19 protein-coding genes are annotated in these 18648 nt (G+C 65.1%); 12 read left to right on the top strand and 7 right to left on the bottom strand.

Annotated elements, in window-relative coordinates; translation table 11 throughout:
* The first annotated feature begins 208 nt into the window (after positions 1-208).
* On the top strand, positions 209-1444 hold the full coding sequence (locus IVA81_RS18320) for a penicillin-binding protein activator (protein WP_247320552.1): 1236 nt from the start codon (positions 209-211) through the stop codon (positions 1442-1444).
* A 366-nt stretch (positions 1445-1810) separates the two neighbouring features.
* Here the strand turns inward: IVA81_RS18320 and hemW are convergent, their stop codons facing one another.
* From hemW to rph, 3 genes are read right to left on the bottom strand one after another with little or no spacing between them, the layout of a single operon-like run.
* The gene (gene hemW, locus IVA81_RS18315) at positions 1811-2965 is read right to left on the bottom strand and encodes a radical SAM family heme chaperone HemW (RefSeq protein WP_247320550.1); all 1155 of its coding nucleotides are present in this window, start codon (positions 2963-2965) and stop codon (positions 1811-1813) included.
* Complete coding sequence (gene rdgB, locus IVA81_RS18310; protein WP_247320548.1) at positions 2952-3587, bottom strand: RdgB/HAM1 family non-canonical purine NTP pyrophosphatase; 636 nt, start codon at positions 3585-3587, stop codon at positions 2952-2954. The genes hemW and rdgB overlap by 14 nt, the downstream gene beginning before the upstream one ends.
* 11 nt (positions 3588-3598) lie before the next feature.
* Entirely contained in the window at positions 3599-4312 is a 714-nt protein-coding gene (gene rph / locus IVA81_RS18305) for a ribonuclease PH (RefSeq protein ID WP_247320546.1), read from the bottom strand.
* Between the two features lie 168 nt (positions 4313-4480).
* Between rph and hrcA the strand changes: the two genes are divergently transcribed.
* Entirely contained in the window at positions 4481-5569 is a 1089-nt protein-coding gene (gene hrcA / locus IVA81_RS18300) for a heat-inducible transcriptional repressor HrcA (protein WP_247320544.1), read from the top strand.
* A gap of 95 nt (positions 5570-5664) precedes the next feature.
* Positions 5665-6282 (top strand): nucleotide exchange factor GrpE, encoded by a 618-nt coding sequence (grpE, locus tag IVA81_RS18295; protein ID WP_247320542.1) that lies wholly within the window; start codon positions 5665-5667, stop codon positions 6280-6282.
* Positions 6283-6341: 59 nt separating this feature from the next.
* Here the strand turns inward: grpE and pncA are convergent, their stop codons facing one another.
* Together pncA and IVA81_RS18285 are read right to left on the bottom strand one after the other, a co-directional pair.
* Positions 6342-7064, bottom strand: a complete 723-nt coding sequence (gene pncA, locus IVA81_RS18290) for a bifunctional nicotinamidase/pyrazinamidase (RefSeq protein ID WP_247320540.1) — start codon at positions 7062-7064, stop codon at positions 6342-6344.
* 291 nt (positions 7065-7355) lie between these two features.
* Entirely contained in the window at positions 7356-8297 is a 942-nt protein-coding gene (locus tag IVA81_RS18285; RefSeq protein WP_247320538.1) for a hypothetical protein, read from the bottom strand.
* A gap of 394 nt (positions 8298-8691) precedes the next feature.
* Between IVA81_RS18285 and dnaK the strand changes: the two genes are divergently transcribed.
* The 8 genes from dnaK (at position 8692) to IVA81_RS18245 (ending at position 16234) form a co-directional block, all read left to right on the top strand.
* Positions 8692-10593 carry a molecular chaperone DnaK gene (gene dnaK / locus IVA81_RS18280; RefSeq protein ID WP_028139411.1) on the top strand — a complete coding sequence of 634 codons (1902 nt, stop codon included), beginning with the start codon at positions 8692-8694 and terminating at the stop codon, positions 10591-10593.
* Between the two features lie 245 nt (positions 10594-10838).
* Entirely contained in the window at positions 10839-11969 is a 1131-nt protein-coding gene (gene dnaJ, locus IVA81_RS18275) for a molecular chaperone DnaJ (protein WP_247320537.1), read from the top strand.
* A gap of 85 nt (positions 11970-12054) precedes the next feature.
* Positions 12055-12654 (top strand): rRNA adenine N-6-methyltransferase family protein, encoded by a 600-nt coding sequence (locus IVA81_RS18270; RefSeq protein ID WP_247320535.1) that lies wholly within the window; start codon positions 12055-12057, stop codon positions 12652-12654.
* Between the two features lie 57 nt (positions 12655-12711).
* Positions 12712-13290, top strand: a complete 579-nt coding sequence (locus IVA81_RS18265) for an NAD(P)H-dependent oxidoreductase (RefSeq protein WP_247320533.1) — start codon at positions 12712-12714, stop codon at positions 13288-13290.
* A gap of 6 nt (positions 13291-13296) precedes the next feature.
* Positions 13297-14010, top strand: a complete 714-nt coding sequence (pyrF, locus tag IVA81_RS18260) for an orotidine-5'-phosphate decarboxylase (RefSeq protein WP_247320531.1) — start codon at positions 13297-13299, stop codon at positions 14008-14010.
* 100 nt (positions 14011-14110) lie between these two features.
* Complete coding sequence (locus tag IVA81_RS18255; RefSeq protein ID WP_247320529.1) at positions 14111-14422, top strand: DUF1330 domain-containing protein; 312 nt, start codon at positions 14111-14113, stop codon at positions 14420-14422.
* Positions 14423-14713: 291 nt separating this feature from the next.
* Positions 14714-15529, top strand: coding sequence for a 4-hydroxy-tetrahydrodipicolinate reductase (gene dapB / locus IVA81_RS18250; RefSeq protein ID WP_247320528.1), 816 nt, complete (start codon positions 14714-14716; stop codon positions 15527-15529).
* An 81-nt stretch (positions 15530-15610) separates the two neighbouring features.
* On the top strand, positions 15611-16234 hold the full coding sequence (locus IVA81_RS18245) for a 2,3-bisphosphoglycerate-dependent phosphoglycerate mutase (protein WP_247320527.1): 624 nt from the start codon (positions 15611-15613) through the stop codon (positions 16232-16234).
* A gap of 152 nt (positions 16235-16386) precedes the next feature.
* Here the strand turns inward: IVA81_RS18245 and IVA81_RS18240 are convergent, their stop codons facing one another.
* Positions 16387-17283 carry a bifunctional helix-turn-helix domain-containing protein/methylated-DNA--[protein]-cysteine S-methyltransferase gene (locus IVA81_RS18240; protein ID WP_247320526.1) on the bottom strand — a complete coding sequence of 299 codons (897 nt, stop codon included), beginning with the start codon at positions 17281-17283 and terminating at the stop codon, positions 16387-16389.
* A gap of 55 nt (positions 17284-17338) precedes the next feature.
* Positions 17339-17872 carry a DUF2244 domain-containing protein gene (locus IVA81_RS18235; protein WP_247320524.1) on the bottom strand — a complete coding sequence of 178 codons (534 nt, stop codon included), beginning with the start codon at positions 17870-17872 and terminating at the stop codon, positions 17339-17341.
* Between the two features lie 22 nt (positions 17873-17894).
* Between IVA81_RS18235 and nth the strand changes: the two genes are divergently transcribed.
* On the top strand, positions 17895-18647 hold the full coding sequence (gene nth, locus IVA81_RS18230) for an endonuclease III (protein ID WP_247320523.1): 753 nt from the start codon (positions 17895-17897) through the stop codon (positions 18645-18647).
* Position 18648: the final 1 nt, after the last annotated feature.

Raw genomic sequence — 18648 nt, 5'->3', positions numbered from 1 at the left:
CGCGCCATATTCGCGACCGAAACGCCGCCTTGATGCTGCGTAAGCGATGGCGAACAGTTGCCGGGACGGAAAGACGGCCGCGTTAAGCGGCTATTATCCTTTTGTTTCGGTTAACTATTTGCCGACAATATGCCTGAATCCGCGGCTTGTGTCGTGGAAGGAATGTCGTGACCGGTCGGCGAGAAGGCGGGTCAGAAGAGAAGCTGCCATGGTGGGCCCGCGTTATCCAAAGTCTCCCGTTCCGGGGTCCCTGATGTCGGGAGCGACCCGAAGGAGCGCGCTCGGCCTCTTGCTCGGCGCGCCCCTGTTGTCGGCCTGCGCCGGCGTGCAGCAGAGTCTCAGCCAGTTCTCAAACCCGTTCAGCAGTTCCTCCGCACCGCCGGCCCAGCCGGCCGGCCCGCCGCAGCAGGCGACGACCGCCGGCACCGGCGGGGTCAAGGTCGCCGTGATCCTGCCGCTCTCGGCCGCCGGCAATGCCGGCCTTGCCGCGCAATCTATGCGCAACGCCGCCGAGATGGCGCTGGCCGAGTTCCAGAACCCGAACATCCAGCTCCTGATCAAGGACGACAATGGCAGCCCGCAAGGCGCGCAGGCCAGCGCGCAGCAGGCCGTCGACGAAGGCGCCGAGATCATCCTGGGGCCGCTGTTCGCGCAGTCGGTGCCGGCGGTGGCGCAGGTCGCGCGCACGCGTGGCATCTCGGTGATCGCCTTCTCGACCGATTCCAGCATCGCCGGCCGCGGCGTCTATCTGCTTTCGTTCCTGCCGGAGTCCGACGTCAATCGCATCGTCGAATATTCCGCCAGCATCGGAAAGCGCTCGGTCGCCGTGCTGGTGCCCGACAACGCCTATGGCAATGTCGTCGAAGCCGCTGTGAAGGCGGCGGTTCCGCGGCGTGGCGAGCGCATCGTCGCCTTCGAGAAATACGGCGCCGATCGCGCAACGCCGGCGCGCACTGTCGCGCAGCAGCTCGGCGGTGCGGATGCGTTGTTCATTGCCGATGACGGCGATGCCGTCGTGGCGGTGGCGGACGCGATGAGCGCGGCGGGCGCGAATTTGCGCAACATCCAGCTGCTCGGCACCGGCCTGTGGGACAGTCCGCGCGTCTATGCCAGCGCCGCCCTGCAAGGCGGTCTCTATGCCGCGCCGGACCCGGCCGGCTTCCGTGCATTCTCCGGCCGCTACCGCACCAAATACGGTGCGGAGCCGATACGCACCGCGACGCTGGCCTATGACGCGGTCGCCCTCGTCGCCGCGCTGGCGCGCACGCAGGGCACGACGCGCTTCTCGCCTGATGTGCTGACCAACTCCTCCGGCTTCGCAGGCATCGACGGCCTGTTCCGCTTCCGCGCTGATGGCACGAATGAGCGTGGCCTCGCGGTGATGAAGGTGACGCAGGGCGGCGGCGTTGCGGTCGCGGGCTCGCCGAAGAGTTTCGGGGCGTAGCCACAACACGGCACCGTGTTATTGCGACGCTGCGTCCACACGGAGTTCCACAAAAATATTGGGCGCCGTCGTTGCATTCTCTCTTGGCGAGACGCCCAAATCAGGCGCAAGGTGAATTTCAGTAGGACTGAATGTCCTAAACACAAAAGCCGCCCGGTGTGGACCCGTGCGGCCTTTGCTCAGATGGTCCCCTAGGTTAGGGATCGCCAGTGGGAGGAGCCGGATCAACTTGCAGGTGGACCGGCTCCCCTCCACGTTGCGAATCAGTGGAACGACTCGCAAGGCTATGGTGCTGCCTTCGAGTTCTTGAGTCTAGCGATAGACGCTTAGTTCCCCACTATTAGTGGTTCGTATCTTTCTTCGTCGCTACGCCGCGAGATCTGCGACCACCGCATCCAGCACCGGGAATCCGCTGCTGGTCACGCGCAAGCGTCCCGTCGCATCCACTGTGATCGCGCCTTCTTCGCGCAGCAGGGTGATGCGTTTGGGATCGAGCGAACGGCCTGACAGCGCGGTGTAGCGCTCGGGGTCGATGCCCTCGGCGAGACGCAACCCCATCAGCAAGAATTCGTCGGCGCGCTCCTCGCTGTTGAGGAGGTCGTCGGTGACGACGCCATGGCCGTTGGTCTCGACCCGCAGCAGCCAGGCCTCGGGTCGCTTCTCGGTGGCTGTGGCGTGTCGCACGCCATCGATGTCGAGCCGGCCATGCGCGCCCGGACCGATGCCGGCATATTCCTCGCCGCGCCAATAGACCAGATTGTGCCGGCATTCGGCGCCGCGCCGTGCGTGATTGGAAATCTCGTAGGCGGGCAGTCCGAGCTTGTCGCAGGTCTCCTGCGTGACGTCGTAGAGGGCGCGCGCCACCGCCTCGTCCGGCGTCTTCAATTTGCCGGCCTGGTGCAGGCCGAAGAACGGCGTGCCCTCTTCGATCGTCAATTGATAGAGCGACAGGTGCTCGGCCGCCTCATCGATGGCGAGACGCAGCTCATCGGCCCACATCGCCGGCGTCTGGTCGGGGCGGGCGTAGATCAGGTCGAATGAATAACGGTCGAACGAGCGGCGTGCGATGGCGACGGCATCGAGCGCCTCGCGCGCGCTGTGCATGCGGCCCAGCGCCTTCAGCGAGGCATCGTCGAGCGCCTGCACGCCGAGCGAGACGCGGTTGACGCCGGCGGTGCGATAACCGGCGAAGCGCGTGGCCTCGACGCTGGTCGGGTTCGCCTCCAGCGTGACTTCGACGTCGCCTGCGACGGTCCAGTGCTTGCCGATCGCATCGAGCACGGCGCCGACGGTTGCAGGCTGCATCAAAGACGGCGTACCGCCGCCGAGGAAGATCGAGGTGACCTCGCGGCCCGGCGCGCGTTGCGAGGTCGTTTCGATCTCACGTGCGAAGGCGGAGGCGAAGCGCGCCTCGTCGATCGCGGCGTGGCGGACGTGGCTGTTGAAGTCGCAATAGGGACATTTCGACAGGCAGAACGGCCAGTGCACGTAGACGCCGAAGGCTTCCTTAGCGCGGCTCAAGGCAGATCTCCGCCAGTTTCACGAAGGCGCGGGCGCGGTGCGACAGGCCGAGCCCAAGCGGCGGCAGGCCATGCTTCTCGATGCTTTCCATCTCGCCGAAAGTGCGGTTGTGGCCATCGGGCAAGAACATCGGATCGTAGCCGAAGCCGGCATTCCCGCGCGGCGGCCACACCAGCGTGCCGTCGACGCGCGCCTCGACCTCTTCGAGATGATCGTCGGGCCAGGCGACGCAGAGCGCGGAGACGAAATGCGCTCTTCGGCGGTCCGGCGTGGTGGCGCCGCGCTCCTGCAACAGCCGCTCGATCTGCGCCATTGCCGCGTTGAAATCCTTGGTCGGACCGGCCCAGCGCGCGCTGTAGATGCCGGGCGCACCGTCGAGCGCGTCGACGACGATGCCGGAATCATCGGCGAAGGAGGGAAGCTTGGTCGCCTTTGCCGCCGCGATCGCCTTGATCGCCGCGTTGCTGCGGAAATCGCTGCCGGTCTCGTCCGGCTCGGCGAGGCCGAGCTCGCCGGCCGACACCGCCGCGATGCCGTACGGCGCAAGCAGCTCCCGCATCTCGGCGAGCTTGCCGGGATTGTGGGTCGCGATGACCAGCTTGTCCGTGATTCGGCGGTGCATGGGCCTATTGACTACGCCACAGCCAGTTTCTGCAAGTCTACCAGACGGGCAACGCCCTTCTGGGCCAGCGCCATCAGCGCCAGGAACTCATCCTGTGTGAACGGCTCGCGTTCCGCCGTGCCCTGCACCTCGATGATGCGGCCATCGCCGGTCATGACGAAATTGGCGTCGGTCTGGGCTTCCGAATCCTCGGCGTAGTCGAGATCGAGCACCGGCGTGCCGTTGTAGATGCCGCAGGAGATCGCGGCGACGTTGTCGCGCATGACGTTGGTCTTGATCATGTTGCGCGCCTTCATCCAGTTGATGCAATCGGCCAGCGCGACCCAGGCACCGGTGATCGAGGCCGTGCGCGTGCCGCCGTCGGCCTGGAGCACGTCGCAATCGACCGTGATCTGGCGCTCACCGAGCGCTTCGAGATCGACGATGGTGCGAAGCGAGCGGCCGATCAGGCGCTGGATCTCGACGGTACGGCCGCTTTGCTTGCCGGCGGAGGCCTCGCGGCGGGTGCGTTCGGAGGTTGCGCGCGGCAGCATGCCGTATTCGGCGGTGACCCAGCCGCGGCCCTGGCCCTTCAGCCACGGCGGCAGGCGCTCCTCCAGCGTGGCGGTCACCAGCACATGGGTGTCGCCGAATTTCACGAGGCAGGAGCCTTCCGCATATTTGACCACGCCGCGCTCCAGCGTCACGGGGCGCAATTCGTCGGGCGCACGGCGGCTTGGCCGCATGGGAAATCCTCCAAAACTCGCAGGTGTAGGGCTGTTCGCGGTGCTTGTAGGGGGGGTGAGGGTGGGCGGCAAGGTTTTTTCACCCCCGATTTCGTGCCCGCAAACGCCACGCTTGTCAGAAGCCCCCGGGATGGACAAATAATGAGCATCTGAGAGGAGTTACCGTCGGTGGCCCATCACGATCCGATCCACCTGATCGCGCCGCGCGCAGGCCTTGCCCAGCTCAACGAGCGTTCCCGCGACATCTTTCGTCAAATTGTCGAAAGCTATCTCGCGACCGGCGAGCCCGTGGGATCGCGCAATATCTCGCGCCTGATCGCGATGCCGCTGTCGCCGGCCTCGGTCCGCAACGTCATGGCCGATCTGGAACAGCTCGGCCTGATCTACGCGCCCCATACCTCCGCCGGCCGGCTGCCGACGGAACTGGGCTTACGCTTTTTCGTCGATGCCCTGATGCAGGTCGGCGACCTCACTGAAACTGAGCGTGCGGCGATCCAGAGCCAGCTTGCCACCGTAGGTCAGGCGCAATCGGTCGAGGCGGCGCTGGACCAGGCCTTGATGCGGCTGTCGGGACTGACCCGTGCCGCCGCGGTGGTGCTGACGCCAAAATCCAATGCGCGGCTGAAGCATATCGAGTTCGTCCGGCTGGAACCCGAGAAAGCCTTGGTCATCCTGGTCGGCGAGGACGGTCAGGTCGAAAACCGCGTGCTGACGCTGCCGCCCGGAGTTCCATCCTCGGCGCTCACCGAAGCCGGCAATTTCCTCAATGCGCGGATTCGCGGCCGCACCCTGGCCGAGGCGCGGCTCGAGCTCGAGACTGCACTTGGGGAAGCCCGCGCCGAGCTCGATCAGCTGACGCAGAAGGTGATCTCGGCCGGAATCGCAAGCTGGTCCGGCGGCGAGAACGAGGACCGGCAGCTCATCGTCCGCGGCCACGCCAATCTGCTGGAGGATCTGCACGCGCTGGAGGATTTGGAGCGGGTGCGCCTTTTGTTCGACGATCTCGAGACCAAGCGCGGCGTCATCGACCTCCTGGGCCGGGCCGAGACCGCGGAAGGCGTGCGCATCTTCATCGGCAGCGAGAACAAGCTGTTTTCCTTGTCAGGCTCCTCCACCATCATCTCGCCCTATCGGGATGCCGGCGGCCACATCGTCGGCGTCCTGGGCGTGATCGGCCCGACGCGGCTGAATTATGCCCGCGTGATCCCGACTGTGGACTACGCCGCCCGCATCGTCAGCCGCCTTTTGGGGGGCTGACGGCGTTTCCGCCGATCACGGGCGCTTGATTTTCGCACGCTTAGGCACGATATCCGGGCCAACAATCCCTGGAAACGAGTTCGAGATTAGAGCCGATGACCGATCGAGACCGGCAACCCGAAGACACGACCGCGCCGACCCCCGAGCCCGTGGTGTCGAAGCCCTACATCATGCCCGACGATCCCGAGCCCGGCTCGGTCGAAACCTTGCAGAAGGAAGCCACCGAAGCGCGCGACCGCATGCTGCGGACGCTGGCCGAGATGGAGAATTTGCGCAAGCGAACCGCCAAGGAAGTCGCCGACGCCCGCCTCTATGGCATCACCGGCTTCGCCCGCGACGTGCTCGACATCGCCGACAATCTCCAGCGCGCGCTCGATGCCGTTCCGGCTGAGGCCCGTGCCACCGCCGATCCCGGCCTGATCTCGCTGATCGAGGGCGTCGAGCTCACCGAGCGGTCGCTGCTCAACGCGCTGGAAAAGCATGGCGTGAAGAAGCTCGATCCGCAGGGCCAGAAGTTCGATCCGAACTTCCACCAGGCGATGTACGAAGTGCCCGATCCGTCGGTGCCCTCGGGCACCGTGGTCCAGATCATGCAGGCCGGCTATACTATCGGCGAGCGCGTGCTGCGCCCGGCTTTGGTCGGCGTCGCCAAGGGCGGCGCTAAGGCCGCTCCGGCGGCGAACAACAACGAGGCGAGCGACGCACCGAACTAAGTTCGGTGTCATTCCGGGGCGGCTCGCAGAGCCGAACCCGGAACGACTCTGTGAAACCCTTACGCGCTCGCCGCGATGTCCGCAGACTGAATCCGCTTCACGCCGGCCTTGGCCATATCGGCCCAGGCTTTTGCCAGCGAACCCTGCGTGTCGATGCCGCGGCAGGCGTCTTCCACCACATAGACCTCGAAGCCTGCCTTGCGCGCGTCGAGCGCGGTCCAGGCGACGCAGAAGTCTGTCGCCAGCCCTGCAACGAAGACGCGCTTGATCTTGCGCCCCTTCAGGTATCCGGCAAGTCCGGTCGAGGTCTTGCCGTCGGCCTCGAGAAAGGCCGAATAACTGTCGACGTCCTTGTGGAAACCCTTGCGGATGATGAGCTCGGCGTGCGGGATCGCAAGGTCCTTCGACAGCGCGGCTCCGTCGGTGCCCTGCACGCAATGGTCCGGCCACAGCACCTGCTTGCCGTAGGGGAGATCGACGGTCTCGAACGGCTTCTTGCCGGAATGCACTGACGCGAACGAGACGTGGCCTGGCGTGTGCCAGTCCTGCGTCATCACCACATTCGCAAACGCTTTCGAGATCTTGTTGATGACGGGCACCACCTGCTCGCCCTCTTTCACCGCGAGGCTGCCGCCGGGCAGGAAGCAGTTCTGCACGTCGATCACGAGCAGGGCGGAGGTCTCGTCAGGCTTGATCGATGCCGCTGCAAACAGCGCGGTTGGCGCGAGGCTCGCCAGCGCCGTCGTTCCGAGCATTGCCAAGACTTGTCGTCGGTCCAGCATCGTTCGCCTCCCTTGGGATGATCCAACGGAAGCGAAGCCTAGTTCCGTTCGTGTACGAACAGAAGCCCGAAAATGCAGCCGGCTTTGGTGAGGGGTTGGGCTGCTGCCGCGCTCTCAGTGCACCTCTCCCGCTTGCGGGAGAGGTCGGCGCGCCCCGGGCGATGCGAAGCATCGTCCCGCGCGGCGGGTGAGGGTTCTATCCTCTGGGGGATTGTCCCCATGAGGAGACACCCTCTCCCCAGCCCTCCCCCGCAGGCGGGGAGGGAGCGCGCATCTCGTTCGGAGATGCAACTACCCCTTCGGCTGGATGCCGTCGCGCACGGCGCGGAAGCGGGTGAAGGCGGCTAGCCATTGCTCGCGCGGGGCGCTGGCGATGATACGGAGCGAGGCGCCGCCGCTCGAGAAGCGGATCCACTGCACCACGGTGACCGGGGTCTTGTCCTTGCCACTGACGCCGTCGATCCGGGTCTCGAAGCCTTGCTGGCCATTGATGCGGATCGGCTCGGACATGGTGACGCGCGATTCGCGCACGCCCGGGATCTGAAGCGCCGCCTCCTGGGCGAAGCGGGCGCGGTCGTCGGCGGCTTGCGGGGTGGCGCCGATCACGCCGAGGATCATGAACGGCTTCGACTCATAGCCGGTGCTCTCGTCGCCGTCGGCCAGGATGATGCTCGAGCCGGGCGCCAGCGTGCGGATGTCCTTGAAGTCGGCGAGATCGGTGATCTTGAACGGCATCAGCGCGATCTGCTCCTCGGCCGAGACCTGCTTGCGGGTGGCGGCGGTCGCAAACATCTGCCGCACCGCTTCATCCGTGTAGATCTTGGTCGCATTCTCCGGGATCTGCACCGCGACATAACCGGAGAAGCCGGCGCCCGGCACGATCATCGAATAGCGCTTCACCGGGGTGTCGCCGGCCTTGCCGCTTTCGGTGGTGAAATAGGCAAGGCCCGCGGGAGTCTCGACCTTGTCCTGCTTGACGCCATTCGCGCCGGCCGGATTGGAATTGAAGGCGCTCACGACCTCGCCATAGGCCGCCGGCGGCAGCTCGGTGATCAGCACCTTGACGCTGCCGTCCTCGCTCTCGAAGCCCGGAAAGGTTTTTGCGGTGTTGAGGCCGACCAGCGGCACCATGCCGAGGCGCAAGCCGGGCGGAAACACGGCGTCGGCGGCAAGGGCCGGCAACGCGGAGGCAATGAAGAGGGCGAGCGCGGCGAGGGGGCGGATCAGCTTCATGGGCACTCTGATTGGTTCACATTGAGGCCGTTCGATGGTCGGCCACCGGGCCGCTTTGTCGCGCGGAGCAGCCGTGGCGGCTGCCCGGCCGGTCCGCCTTTTACCGGGTTTGGGCTTGCGGCAACAGGGCGAGGACCGGCTGCGGGTAGTGGGGCTTGCCGAGACCTGAACCTGTTAATAATTCCTCACCCGCAAGGCGGTGAAGCCCGGATATGTTCTTCCAAAACCCAATGTTTTCGCGGCAGAAACCTGGCTTCGGTCCTTGCGGGCCCCTCCCCCCCTCCTATATGAGCCTCAATCATCGCAATATCGCGGATGTTTGATCTTAGGGGGTTTCGGTTTGGGTGCCTTCTGGGCCCAGCCAACCTGCCGCAAAAACAAGGATATCAGGACCATGGGAAAGGTCATTGGGATCGACCTCGGCACCACGAATTCGTGCGTCGCCGTGATGGATGGCAAGAACGCCAAAGTCATCGAGAATTCCGAAGGCATGCGCACGACGCCCTCGATCGTCGCCGTTACGGACGACGGTGAGCGCCTCGTCGGCCAGCCGGCCAAGCGCCAGGCCGTTACCAATCCCGAGCGCACCTTCTTCGCAGTGAAGCGCCTCATTGGCCGCCGCTACGACGACCCGATGGTCGAGAAGGACAAGAAGCTCGTCCCCTACAAGATCGTGAAGGCTTCCAACGGCGACGCCTGGGTCGAGGCCGACGGCCAGACCTACTCGCCCTCGCAGGTCTCGGCGTTCATCTTGCAGAAGATGAAGGAGACCGCGGAAGCCCATCTCGGCCAGAAGGTCGACCAGGCCGTCATCACCGTTCCCGCCTACTTCAACGACGCCCAGCGCCAGGCGACCAAGGACGCCGGCAAGATCGCGGGCCTCGAAGTGCTGCGCATCATCAACGAGCCGACCGCGGCTGCGCTTGCTTATGGCCTCGACAAGACCAAGACCGGCACGATCGCGGTGTACGATCTCGGCGGCGGCACGTTCGATATCTCGATCCTCGAGATCGGCGACGGCGTGTTCGAGGTGAAGTCGACCAACGGCGACACCTTCCTCGGCGGCGAAGACTTCGACATGCGCCTGGTCGGCTATCTCGCCGACGAATTCCAGAAGGAGCAGGGCATCAACCTGCGCAACGACAAGCTCGCGTTGCAGCGCCTGAAGGAAGCCGCTGAAAAGGCCAAGATCGAACTGTCGTCGACGACGCAGACCGAGATCAACCTGCCCTTCATCACCGCGGACCAGACCGGCCCGAAGCATCTGACGATGAAGCTCACCCGCGCCAAGTTCGAGGCGCTGGTCGACGACCTCGTCCAGAAGACCGTCGAGCCCTGCCGCAAGGCGCTGAAGGACGCCGGCGTCACCGCCGGTGAGATCGGCGAAGTGGTTCTGGTCGGCGGCATGTCGCGCATGCCGAAGGTCCAGGAAGTCGTGAAGCAGCTGTTCGGCAAGGAGCCGCACAAGGGCGTCAACCCGGACGAAGTCGTGGCGATCGGCGCCGCGATCCAGGCCGGCGTGCTCCAGGGCGACGTCAAGGACGTGCTGCTGCTCGACGTCACCCCGCTGTCGCTGGGCATCGAGACGCTGGGCGGCGTGTTCACGCGCATCATCGACCGCAACACCACGATCCCGACCAAAAAGAGCCAGGTGTTCTCGACCGCCGAGGACAGCCAGAACGCGGTCACCATCCGCGTCTTCCAGGGCGAGCGTGAAATGGCGGCCGACAACAAGATGCTCGGCCAGTTCGACCTGATGGGCATTCCGCCGGCCCCGCGCGGCATGCCGCAGATCGAGGTGACGTTCGACATCGACGCCAACGGCATCGTCAACGTCTCGGCCAAGGACAAGGCCACCGGCAAGGAGCAGCAGATCCGCATTCAGGCCTCCGGCGGCCTGTCGGAAGCCGACATCGAGAAGATGGTCAAGGACGCCGAGGCCAATGCCGAGGCGGACAAGAAGCGCCGCGAGGCCGTGACCGCCAAGAACGAGGCGGATGGTCTGGTGCATTCGACCGAGAAGGCTTTGGCCGAGCACGGCTCGAAGGTCGGCGAGACCGAGCGCCGCGCCATCGAGGATGCCGTCGGCGACCTCAAGGAAGCGCTGAAGGGCGACGATGCCGAGGCGATCAAGGCCAAGACCCAAACGCTGGCCCAGGCGTCGATGAAGCTTGGCGAAGCCATGTACAAGCAGCAGGCCGAGGCCGACGCCAAGAAGGACGCGGCCAAGGACGACGTCGTCGACGCGGAATTCACCGAGGTCGACGACGACAAGAACAACAAGAAGTCCGCCTGAACCCCGAGAGGGTGACGATGCGGACGGCTTGGACCCCACACGCGCTACCGGCCTCCTCCCTTACGGGGGAGGCCGTCGTGTCGGGCTCGACGGGACGGGTGCCCGTTACGATCAATCAATTCCCAGCCGTTATGCTGAACGTTGCCATGCAGCCCTCTGCCGCCAGGCGGAAGGCCGCCTATATTGTCGCGTGGCGACGTTGTTTCGCTCCGACTTGAATCGCGATTGGATAGACCGAGTCCGACATGTCCACGTCCACCAAGCGCTGCTACTACGAGACCCTCGAGGTCGAACGCGATGCCGACGAAGGCAAGCTGAAGTCGTCGTTCCGCAAGCTCGCCATGAAATTTCATCCCGACCGCAATCCGGGGGATGAGACCAGCGAAGTCAAATTCAAGGAACTCAACGAGGCCTACGAGGTCCTCAAGGACAAGGACAAGCGCGCCGCCTATGACCGCTACGGTCATGCCGCTTTCGAGCAGGGCGGTGGTGGTGGTGCCGGCTTCGGCGCGGGCTTCGCCTCCTCTTTCTCCGACATTTTCGAAGATTTGTTCGGCATGGCCGGGCAGCGCGGCCGCGGCGGTCGCGAGCGCGGCGCCGACCTGCGCTACAACATGGAAATCACGCTCGAGGAAGCCTTTGGCGGCAAGACCGCGCAGATCGAGATTCCGGTCTCGGTCACCTGCGAGGCCTGCTCGGGGATCGGCGCCAAGGCCGGAACCAAGCCCAAGACCTGCTCGACCTGCGGCGGCGCCGGCCGCGTGCGGCAGTCGCAGGGCTTCTTCACGCTGGAGCGGACTTGTCCGGGCTGCCAGGGCCGCGGCCAGATGATCGAGGATGCCTGCCCGTCCTGCTCGGGCCAGGGCCGCGTCACCCGCGAGCGGAATCTTTCGGTCAACATTCCCCCCGGTGTCGAGGAAGGCACAAGGATCAGGCTCGCCGGTGAGGGTGAGGCGGGGGTCCGCGGCGGTCCGCCCGGCGACCTCTACATCTTCCTGTCGCTGGCCCAGCACCAGTTCTTCCAGCGCGACGGCGCCGATCTGCATTGCCGTGTGCCGATCTCGATGGTGACGGCCGCCCTCGGCGGCGAATTCGAGGTGCCGACCATCGAGAAGAGCAAGGCCAAGGTGAAGGTGCCGGCCGGGACCCAGTCCAACCGCCGATTTCGCATTGCATCAAAAGGCATGCCGGTGCTGCGGTCGCGCCAGATGGGCGACATGTATGTTCAGGTCGTGGTCGAGACCCCGCAGAATCTCACCAAGAAGCAGCAGGAGCTGCTGGCCGAGTTCGAAAAGCTGTCCTCCGGCAACACCCAGCCGGAATCCGAGGGCTTCTTCGCCAAGGTCAAGGATTTCTTCGGTAATCGGGCGAATTGACTCGGCTTGACCGTACCGCCTTCGGCCTATACGTCTTTATGACCATTTTCTGACACGCGGTCCCGCGGTCCCGTCCGGTCCTGACATGCCATTGCCATCGTCCGCGCGTGCGTTGAAGAAGCCCCGTCTCGATGACGAGGTGCGTTTTCTCCGATCATGGATCGAAAAGCCCCTGCACATGGGCGCGGTGATGCCGTCGGGCAAGCTGCTGGCCCGGACCATGGCCCATTACGTCGATATCGATTCGGACGCACCGGTGGTTGAACTCGGGCCCGGCACCGGCGCCATCACCTCGGCCCTGATCGAGCGCGGCGTCGACCAGAAGCGCCTCGTCCTCGTCGAATACAATCCCGGCTTCTGCGCCCTGCTGCGCGACCGCTATCCGCAGGCCAAGGTGGTGCAGGGCGATGCCTATCGCCTGCGCGACACGCTCTGGAACGTCCTGAGCGCGCCCGCCTCCGCCGTCGTCTCCGGCCTGCCGCTGGTCACAAAACCGATGTTGACCCGGCTGCGGCTGATCCGCGATGCCTTCACGGCGCTGGCGCCCGGCGCGCCGTTCGTCCAGTTCACCTATGCGGTGGTGCCGCCGATCCCGAAATCGCTGCCCGGCGTGTCCACAGAGGCCTCGGAACGGATCTGGATGAACCTTCCGCCGGCTCGCGTCTGGGTGTATCGCAAGCATTAATTCCGCCGGCGTCCCTCTTTGCGCGGCGGGCTCGTTTCGCCGAACGCATGGAAGCGGATGTCCGCACCCAAAATCCTGGTCATTCCCGGCTCGCTGCGCACCGGCTCGCACAATGCGAAGCTGGCGGCGCTCGCCGCCTATGAATTCGCCCGGGCAGGCGTCGACGTCACCCGGATCTCGCTCGCCGATTTCCCGCTGCCGATCTACGACGGCGATCTTCAGGCCAAGTCCGGCGTACCCAAGCACGCGATCAATCTCAAGCGCATGATCGGGGCCCATCATGGCGTGCTGATCGTCTCGCCCGAATACAACGCCTCGGTGCCGCCGCTGCTGAAGAACGCGATCGACTGGGTCAGCCGCGTGCACGAGCTGCACGAGGCGCGCGGCGAAGTCTTTCGCAGCCGCGCCTTCGCGCTCGCCGGCGCCTCGCAGAGCCGGTTAGGTGCCGCCCGCGCGCTCCAGGCGTTGCGGCTGATCCTGACCTCGTGCCACGCCAATGTGATTGCCAGCCAGCTCACGCTCGCCTTTGCCGACCAGGCCTATGACGATATGGACAGGCTCAAGAACGAGGGCGACATCGCCGCGTTGAAGGAGCTGGTAACCCAGTTGATCGACATTTCCCAACGCATGATGTGAGGTGACATGACGCCAGCCGAGATCGCCCCCAAGGACCGCCTGATCGTCGCGCTCGATCTGCCCAGCGTCGATGCCGCGGAAGCGATGATCGACAGGCTCGGCGACAGCGTCACGTTCTACAAGATCGGCTACCAGCTCGCCTATGCCGGCGGCCTGCCGCTGATCGGCAAGCTCGCCGACAGGGGCAAGAAGGTTTTCGCCGATCTCAAGATGCACGACATCGGCAACACGGTCACGCGTGGTGTGGAGAGTGTGGCGAAGCTGGGCGCAACCTTCGTCACCGTGCACGCCTATCCGCAGACCATGAAGGGCGCCGTCGAGGGCCGCGGCAGCGCCAGCCTGAAGATTCTCGCGGTCACGGTCCTGACCTCCTACAACGACGACGACCTGCACGCGGCCGGGTACCGGCTCAGCGTCTCGGAATTGGTCGAGGCGCGCGCGCAGCAGGCGCAGGTGCTCGGCGTCGATGGCCTCGTGTCCTCGCCCGAGGAGGTCGGTGCCTTGCGCAAGATCGTCGGCCACCAGATGCATCTCGTCACACCGGGCATCCGGCCGGCCGGCGCGGCAAGCGGCGACCAGAAGCGCATCATGACGCCCGGTCGCGCAATCAGTGCTGGCGCCGACTATCTCGTCGTCGGTCGGCCGGTGGTGGAAGCGGCGGACCCAAGGGCGATCGCTGAATCCATCCAGGCCGAGATCGCGCAGGCGCTGGGAGCATGATCCGGACCCGAAGGGCCGCGTTAGCGCAAAGTGTGAAGCGGTTTTCCGATCAGATCCTGCTCAAATAGAGATCACCACCAACAACACAGGGAGAAGAACAATGGCAAAAGGCTACTGGATCGGGCGCGTCGATGTGAGCAGTGACGAGGGCTACAAGCCCTATGCCGTCGCCAACGGTCCGATCTTCAGGAAATGGGGCGGCCGCTTCGTCGTCCGCGCCGGCAAGTTCACCACCGTCGAAGGCGCCAGCCGCACCCGCAACGTCGTGATCGAATTCCCGGACTACGAAACCGCGATCGCCTGCTACAACTCACCGGAATACCAAGCCAACATCAAGGTGCGCCAGCCGCACTCGGTCGCCGACCTCATCATCATCGAAGGCTACGACGGCCCGCAGCCGTCGGACGGCTGAGGCGCGATCTCTCCTGCCCGGAGGGTCGGGCTATCGCATATTTAGGTGTGCATTCGGGGCGCAATAGCCTCCACATCGTCATGGCCGGGCTTGTCCCGGCCATCCACGTCTTGCCACGCAGCGCGGAGAACGTGGATGCCCGGGACAAGCCCGGGCATGACGACCTTTGGTGAGTGTCTCAATGCGATTGCCCTCCCTCCAGGGGAGGGTAAGAGCGCCCATACCGCCTCATCCCGCTCGGTTGCCGGAACTGCCTCCCCCCGCTACAACGGCACCGAAGAGGATCACACCATGTCCGACATGCGCTTGATTGTTGCTGGGGCCGGCGGCCGGATGGGCCGCGCGCTGGTGCGGGCGATTGCCGAAAGCAAAGGTGCGGTGCTTGCCGGCGCGCTGGAGGCGCCGGGCTCCGAGCTGCTCGGCAAGGATGCGGGCGTGTTTGCAGGCCTGCCCGCCAACGGCATCAAGCTGTCGGCCGATCTCTGGGCGATGTCGAAGGAGGCCGACGGCATCCTTGATTTCACCGTGCCGGCGGCGACCATCGCCAATGTCGCGATCGCGGCCCAGCGCGGTATCGTGCATGTCGTCGGCACCACGGGGCTGTCGGGCTCCGACAACGCCGTGATCAAGAGCGTCACCAATCGCGCCGTCGTGGTGCAATCGGGCAATATGAGCCTGGGCGTCAATCTGCTTGCCGCGGTGGTCAAGCGCGTCGCCAAGGCGCTCGATGAAACTTTCGATATCGAGATCGTTGAAACCCATCATCGTATGAAGGTCGACGCGCCCTCGGGCACCGCGCTGATGCTGGGCCAGGCCGCCGCCAGCGGCCGCGGAGTCACCCTCGATGACCATTCCGAGCGCGGCCGTGACGGCATCACCGGAGCGCGCAGGCCGGGCAATATCGGTTTCGCCTCCTTGCGTGGCGGCACCGTCGCCGGCGATCACAGCGTGACCTTCCTCGGCCCGTTCGAACGCCTGACGCTGTCGCATCAGGCCGAGGACCGCATGCTGTTCGCCCATGGTGCGCTGAAGGCGGCGCTGTGGGCGCATGGCAAGAAGCCGGGCCACTACTCCATGGCCGACGTGCTCGGCCTATCCGACATCTGAGCCAGAGCATGTTCCGGAAAAGTGTGAAGCGGTTTTCCGATAAGATCATGCTCAAACAACAACCGTAACGGAAAGCAGTCAATGAGCGAACGTCTTCTCGTGCTCGTGCGCCACGGCCAGAGCGAATGGAATCTGAAGAACCTGTTCACGGGTTGGAAGGACCCTGACCTCACCGAGCTCGGCGTGAAGGAAGCTACGGAAGCCGGCCGCAAGCTGAAGGCGCAGGAGCTCGTGTTCGACGTCGCCTATACGTCGGTGCTCACACGCGCGCAGCACACGCTCGACCTCATTCTCGGCGAGCTCGACCAGAAAGGCCTGCCGACGACGAAGAACCTCGCGCTGAACGAGCGCGACTATGGCGACCTCTCCGGCCTCAACAAGGACGATGCCCGCAAGAAATGGGGTGAGGACCAGGTGCTGATCTGGCGCCGTTCCTACGACGTGCCTCCGCCCGGCGGCGAAAGCCTGAAGGACACGCTCGCGCGGGCACTGCCCTATTACGTGCAGGAAATCCTGCCCGGCGTCCTCAACGGCAAGCGCACGCTGGTCGCCGCCCACGGCAACTCGCTGCGCGCGCTGATCATGGTACTGGAAAAGCTCTCGCCTGAAGGCATTCTGAAGCGCGAGCTCGCGACCGGTGTGCCGATCATCTACCGGCTGAATGCGGATTCGACGGTGGCGTCGAAGCTGGATCTGGCGGGTTAGCGACGGTCTCGTAGGGTGGGCAAAGCGACTTGTCCGCCGTAGCTCGAAGAGCGAAGGCGGAAGCGTGCCCACGTTCTGTCGGCGGTTTCAGAGAGATCGTGGGCACGGCGCGTTGCGCCTTTGCCCACCCTACGGCAGTGTGCTTGCAGCTCCTATTGCATCCCCAACTGCCCGGCTTCCCAGCCCAGCATCGCCTGTTTCCGCGTGATGCCCCAGTGATAGCCGGTGAGCGTGCCGCTCTTGCCGAGCGCGCGGTGGCAGGGCACGACGAACGAGACCGGGTTCTTGCCGACCGCGGCGCCGACGGCGCGTGAGGCCTTCGGGCTGTTGATGTTGCAGGCGATGTCGGAATAGGACACCGCGCGCCCCATGGGGACCTTCAGCAGCGTCTCCCACACCCGCACCTCGAAGTCGGTGCCGATCATCACCACGCGCAGCGGCTGATCCGGCCGCCAGAGCCTGGTGTCGAAGATGCGCGCAGCGAGCGGCGCCGTGCCCTCGTGATCCTCGACGTAAGTGGCGCTCGGCCAGCGCCGCGTCATGTCAGCGAGCGCAACCTTCTCCTCGCCGTGGTCGGCGAAGGCAAGGCCTGACAGGCCGCGATCGGTGGCGATCACGATCGCGGTGCCGAACGGCGAGGGGTGAAAGCCGTAGCGCAAGGTCAGGCCGGCGCCACCGTTCTTCCATTCGCCCGGCGACATCGCTTCATGGGTCACGAAGAGATCGTGCAGCCGCCCCGGGCCCGACAGGCCGGAGTCGAGCGCGGCGTCGAGAATGCTCGCGGAGTCCCGCAGCAAGCCCTTGGCGTGGTCGAGCGTCAGCGCCTGCATGAAGGCCTTTGGCGTGATCGAGGCCCAGCGGCGGAACAGATGGTGCAACTCATCCGGCGTGACGCCGGCCGCATCCGCCATTGCCTCGATGGCCGGCTGCGTGCGCCAGTTCTCCGAGATGAAGGCGATCGCCCGGCGCACCGAATCATAGTCGCGCAGCGCGGCGTTCTGGGGGCCCGGCTTGGCCAGGCGCTGGTCATGTATGGCGAGTGTCATCATGACCGGAAATGTAGGGGAGGGACGGCTGGGAAACCACCCGATTTCCGACCTGACATCAGCTGATCGGGTTGTAGGTCGGGCCGCGCTTGGCGGCGTTGAGTGCCTCAACCAAGCCTTTGTGAAAGCTTGCTTTTTCCTCTGGCCCCAGGAAGCGGGCGATCTGGATCTGGTGGCCGCGCGAGATCAGATAGAGATGCTCGATGCCAAAGTCCTCGTCGATCTCCATGTCGAGGCGGACCCAGAGCGGATTGAACGTCCATTCGGCGACCTGGCCGCGATGGCTGATCCGCCGCACGCGCAATTCTGAGGTCGTGACCGTGATCTCCTCGCGTGCCCGCGCGGTGCGGAAATTAGCCCGGAAGGCCCACCAGATCACGAGCACGTCGAGGCCGAAGAAACCGAGCACCGGCCAGGCGCCCTTCAACAGGAAAGCAAGACCAGTGGCAAAGCTCACCACGCTCAGGAACAGCATCACGGCGAGGAAGCCCGTGCGGTTCAACGAGCGGTGGGGCGTCAGCAGCGCCGAGAAGATCTGAGGCTCGTCCTCGCTTTCAGATCGCTCGCGCTCAATTTCGTTGCCTGTGCTCATCGTCCATCAGTATATCCCGATCATGGCGAAAATCACCTACAAGCCGGCTCCGCGCAAAGCGCCGGTGCCGAAGAAGAAGGCAAAGCCGGCCATCGCGAAGCCGAAAGCCCCCGCCAAGAAATCACTCAAGGCGACAAGGCGTTGGACCCCCGCCGAGGTCCACGACGCCTTCAGCCGTTTCCGCAAAGCCAACCCGGAGCCGAAAGGTGAGCTCGAGCACGTCAACCCGTTCACCCTGCTGGTGGCCGTGGTGCTGTCGGCGCAGGCCACCGATGCCGGCGTCAACAAGGCGACACGCGCCTTGTTCGAAGTCGCCGACACGCCGCAGAAGATGCTCGATCTCGGCGAGGAGCGCTTGCGCGAGTACATCAAGACCATCGGCCTCTACCGCACCAAGGCCAGAAACGTCATCGCGCTGTCGGCAAAGGTGCTGAGCGAGTTTGGCGGCGAGGTGCCGCGCACGCGCGCCGAGATCGAGTCGTTGCCCGGCGCTGGCCGCAAGACCGCCAACGTCGTGCTCAACATGGCCTTCGGCGAGCACACCATGGCGGTCGACACGCATGTGTTCCGTGTCGGCAACCGCACCGGGCTTGCACCCGGCAAGACGCCGCTTGAGGTCGAGCTCGGCCTCGAAAAGGTGATCCCGGCGGAGTTCATGCTGCACGCCCATCATTGGCTGATCCTGCACGGCCGCTATACTTGCCTCGCACGCACGCCGCGCTGCGAGGTCTGCCTGATCAACGATCTCTGCCGGTGGCCGGAGAAGACGGTCTGAG

The sequence above is a fragment of the Bradyrhizobium sp. 141 genome (genome assembly GCF_023074055.1).
GTDB lineage: Bacteria > Pseudomonadota > Alphaproteobacteria > Rhizobiales > Xanthobacteraceae > Bradyrhizobium.
This window is presented reverse-complemented; position numbering and strand designations above follow the sequence as displayed.

Bases quoted from the DNA above. Each gene is read 5' to 3' on its own strand.
- nth (WP_247320523.1), top strand. From the start codon at position 17,895: ATGGCGAAAATCACCTACAAGCCGGCTCCGCGCAAAGCGCCGGTGCCG.
- IVA81_RS18270 (WP_247320535.1), top strand. From the start codon at position 12,055: ATGCCATTGCCATCGTCCGCGCGTGCGTTGAAGAAGCCCCGTCTCGAT.
- IVA81_RS18245 (WP_247320527.1), top strand. From the start codon at position 15,611: ATGAGCGAACGTCTTCTCGTGCTCGTGCGCCACGGCCAGAGCGAATGG.
- rph (WP_247320546.1), bottom strand. From the start codon at position 4,312: ATGCGGCCAAGCCGCCGTGCGCCCGACGAATTGCGCCCCGTGACGCTG.
- IVA81_RS18255 (WP_247320529.1), top strand. From the start codon at position 14,111: ATGGCAAAAGGCTACTGGATCGGGCGCGTCGATGTGAGCAGTGACGAG.
- dnaJ (WP_247320537.1), top strand. From the start codon at position 10,839: ATGTCCACGTCCACCAAGCGCTGCTACTACGAGACCCTCGAGGTCGAA.
- grpE (WP_247320542.1), top strand. From the start codon at position 5,665: ATGACCGATCGAGACCGGCAACCCGAAGACACGACCGCGCCGACCCCC.
- dnaK (WP_028139411.1), top strand. From the start codon at position 8,692: ATGGGAAAGGTCATTGGGATCGACCTCGGCACCACGAATTCGTGCGTC.
- IVA81_RS18240 (WP_247320526.1), bottom strand. From the start codon at position 17,283: ATGATGACACTCGCCATACATGACCAGCGCCTGGCCAAGCCGGGCCCC.
- IVA81_RS18285 (WP_247320538.1), bottom strand. From the start codon at position 8,297: ATGAAGCTGATCCGCCCCCTCGCCGCGCTCGCCCTCTTCATTGCCTCC.
- pyrF (WP_247320531.1), top strand. From the start codon at position 13,297: ATGACGCCAGCCGAGATCGCCCCCAAGGACCGCCTGATCGTCGCGCTC.
- pncA (WP_247320540.1), bottom strand. From the start codon at position 7,064: ATGCTGGACCGACGACAAGTCTTGGCAATGCTCGGAACGACGGCGCTG.
- IVA81_RS18320 (WP_247320552.1), top strand. From the start codon at position 209: ATGGTGGGCCCGCGTTATCCAAAGTCTCCCGTTCCGGGGTCCCTGATG.
- IVA81_RS18265 (WP_247320533.1), top strand. From the start codon at position 12,712: ATGTCCGCACCCAAAATCCTGGTCATTCCCGGCTCGCTGCGCACCGGC.
- rdgB (WP_247320548.1), bottom strand. From the start codon at position 3,587: ATGCACCGCCGAATCACGGACAAGCTGGTCATCGCGACCCACAATCCC.
- dapB (WP_247320528.1), top strand. From the start codon at position 14,714: ATGTCCGACATGCGCTTGATTGTTGCTGGGGCCGGCGGCCGGATGGGC.
- IVA81_RS18235 (WP_247320524.1), bottom strand. From the start codon at position 17,872: ATGAGCACAGGCAACGAAATTGAGCGCGAGCGATCTGAAAGCGAGGAC.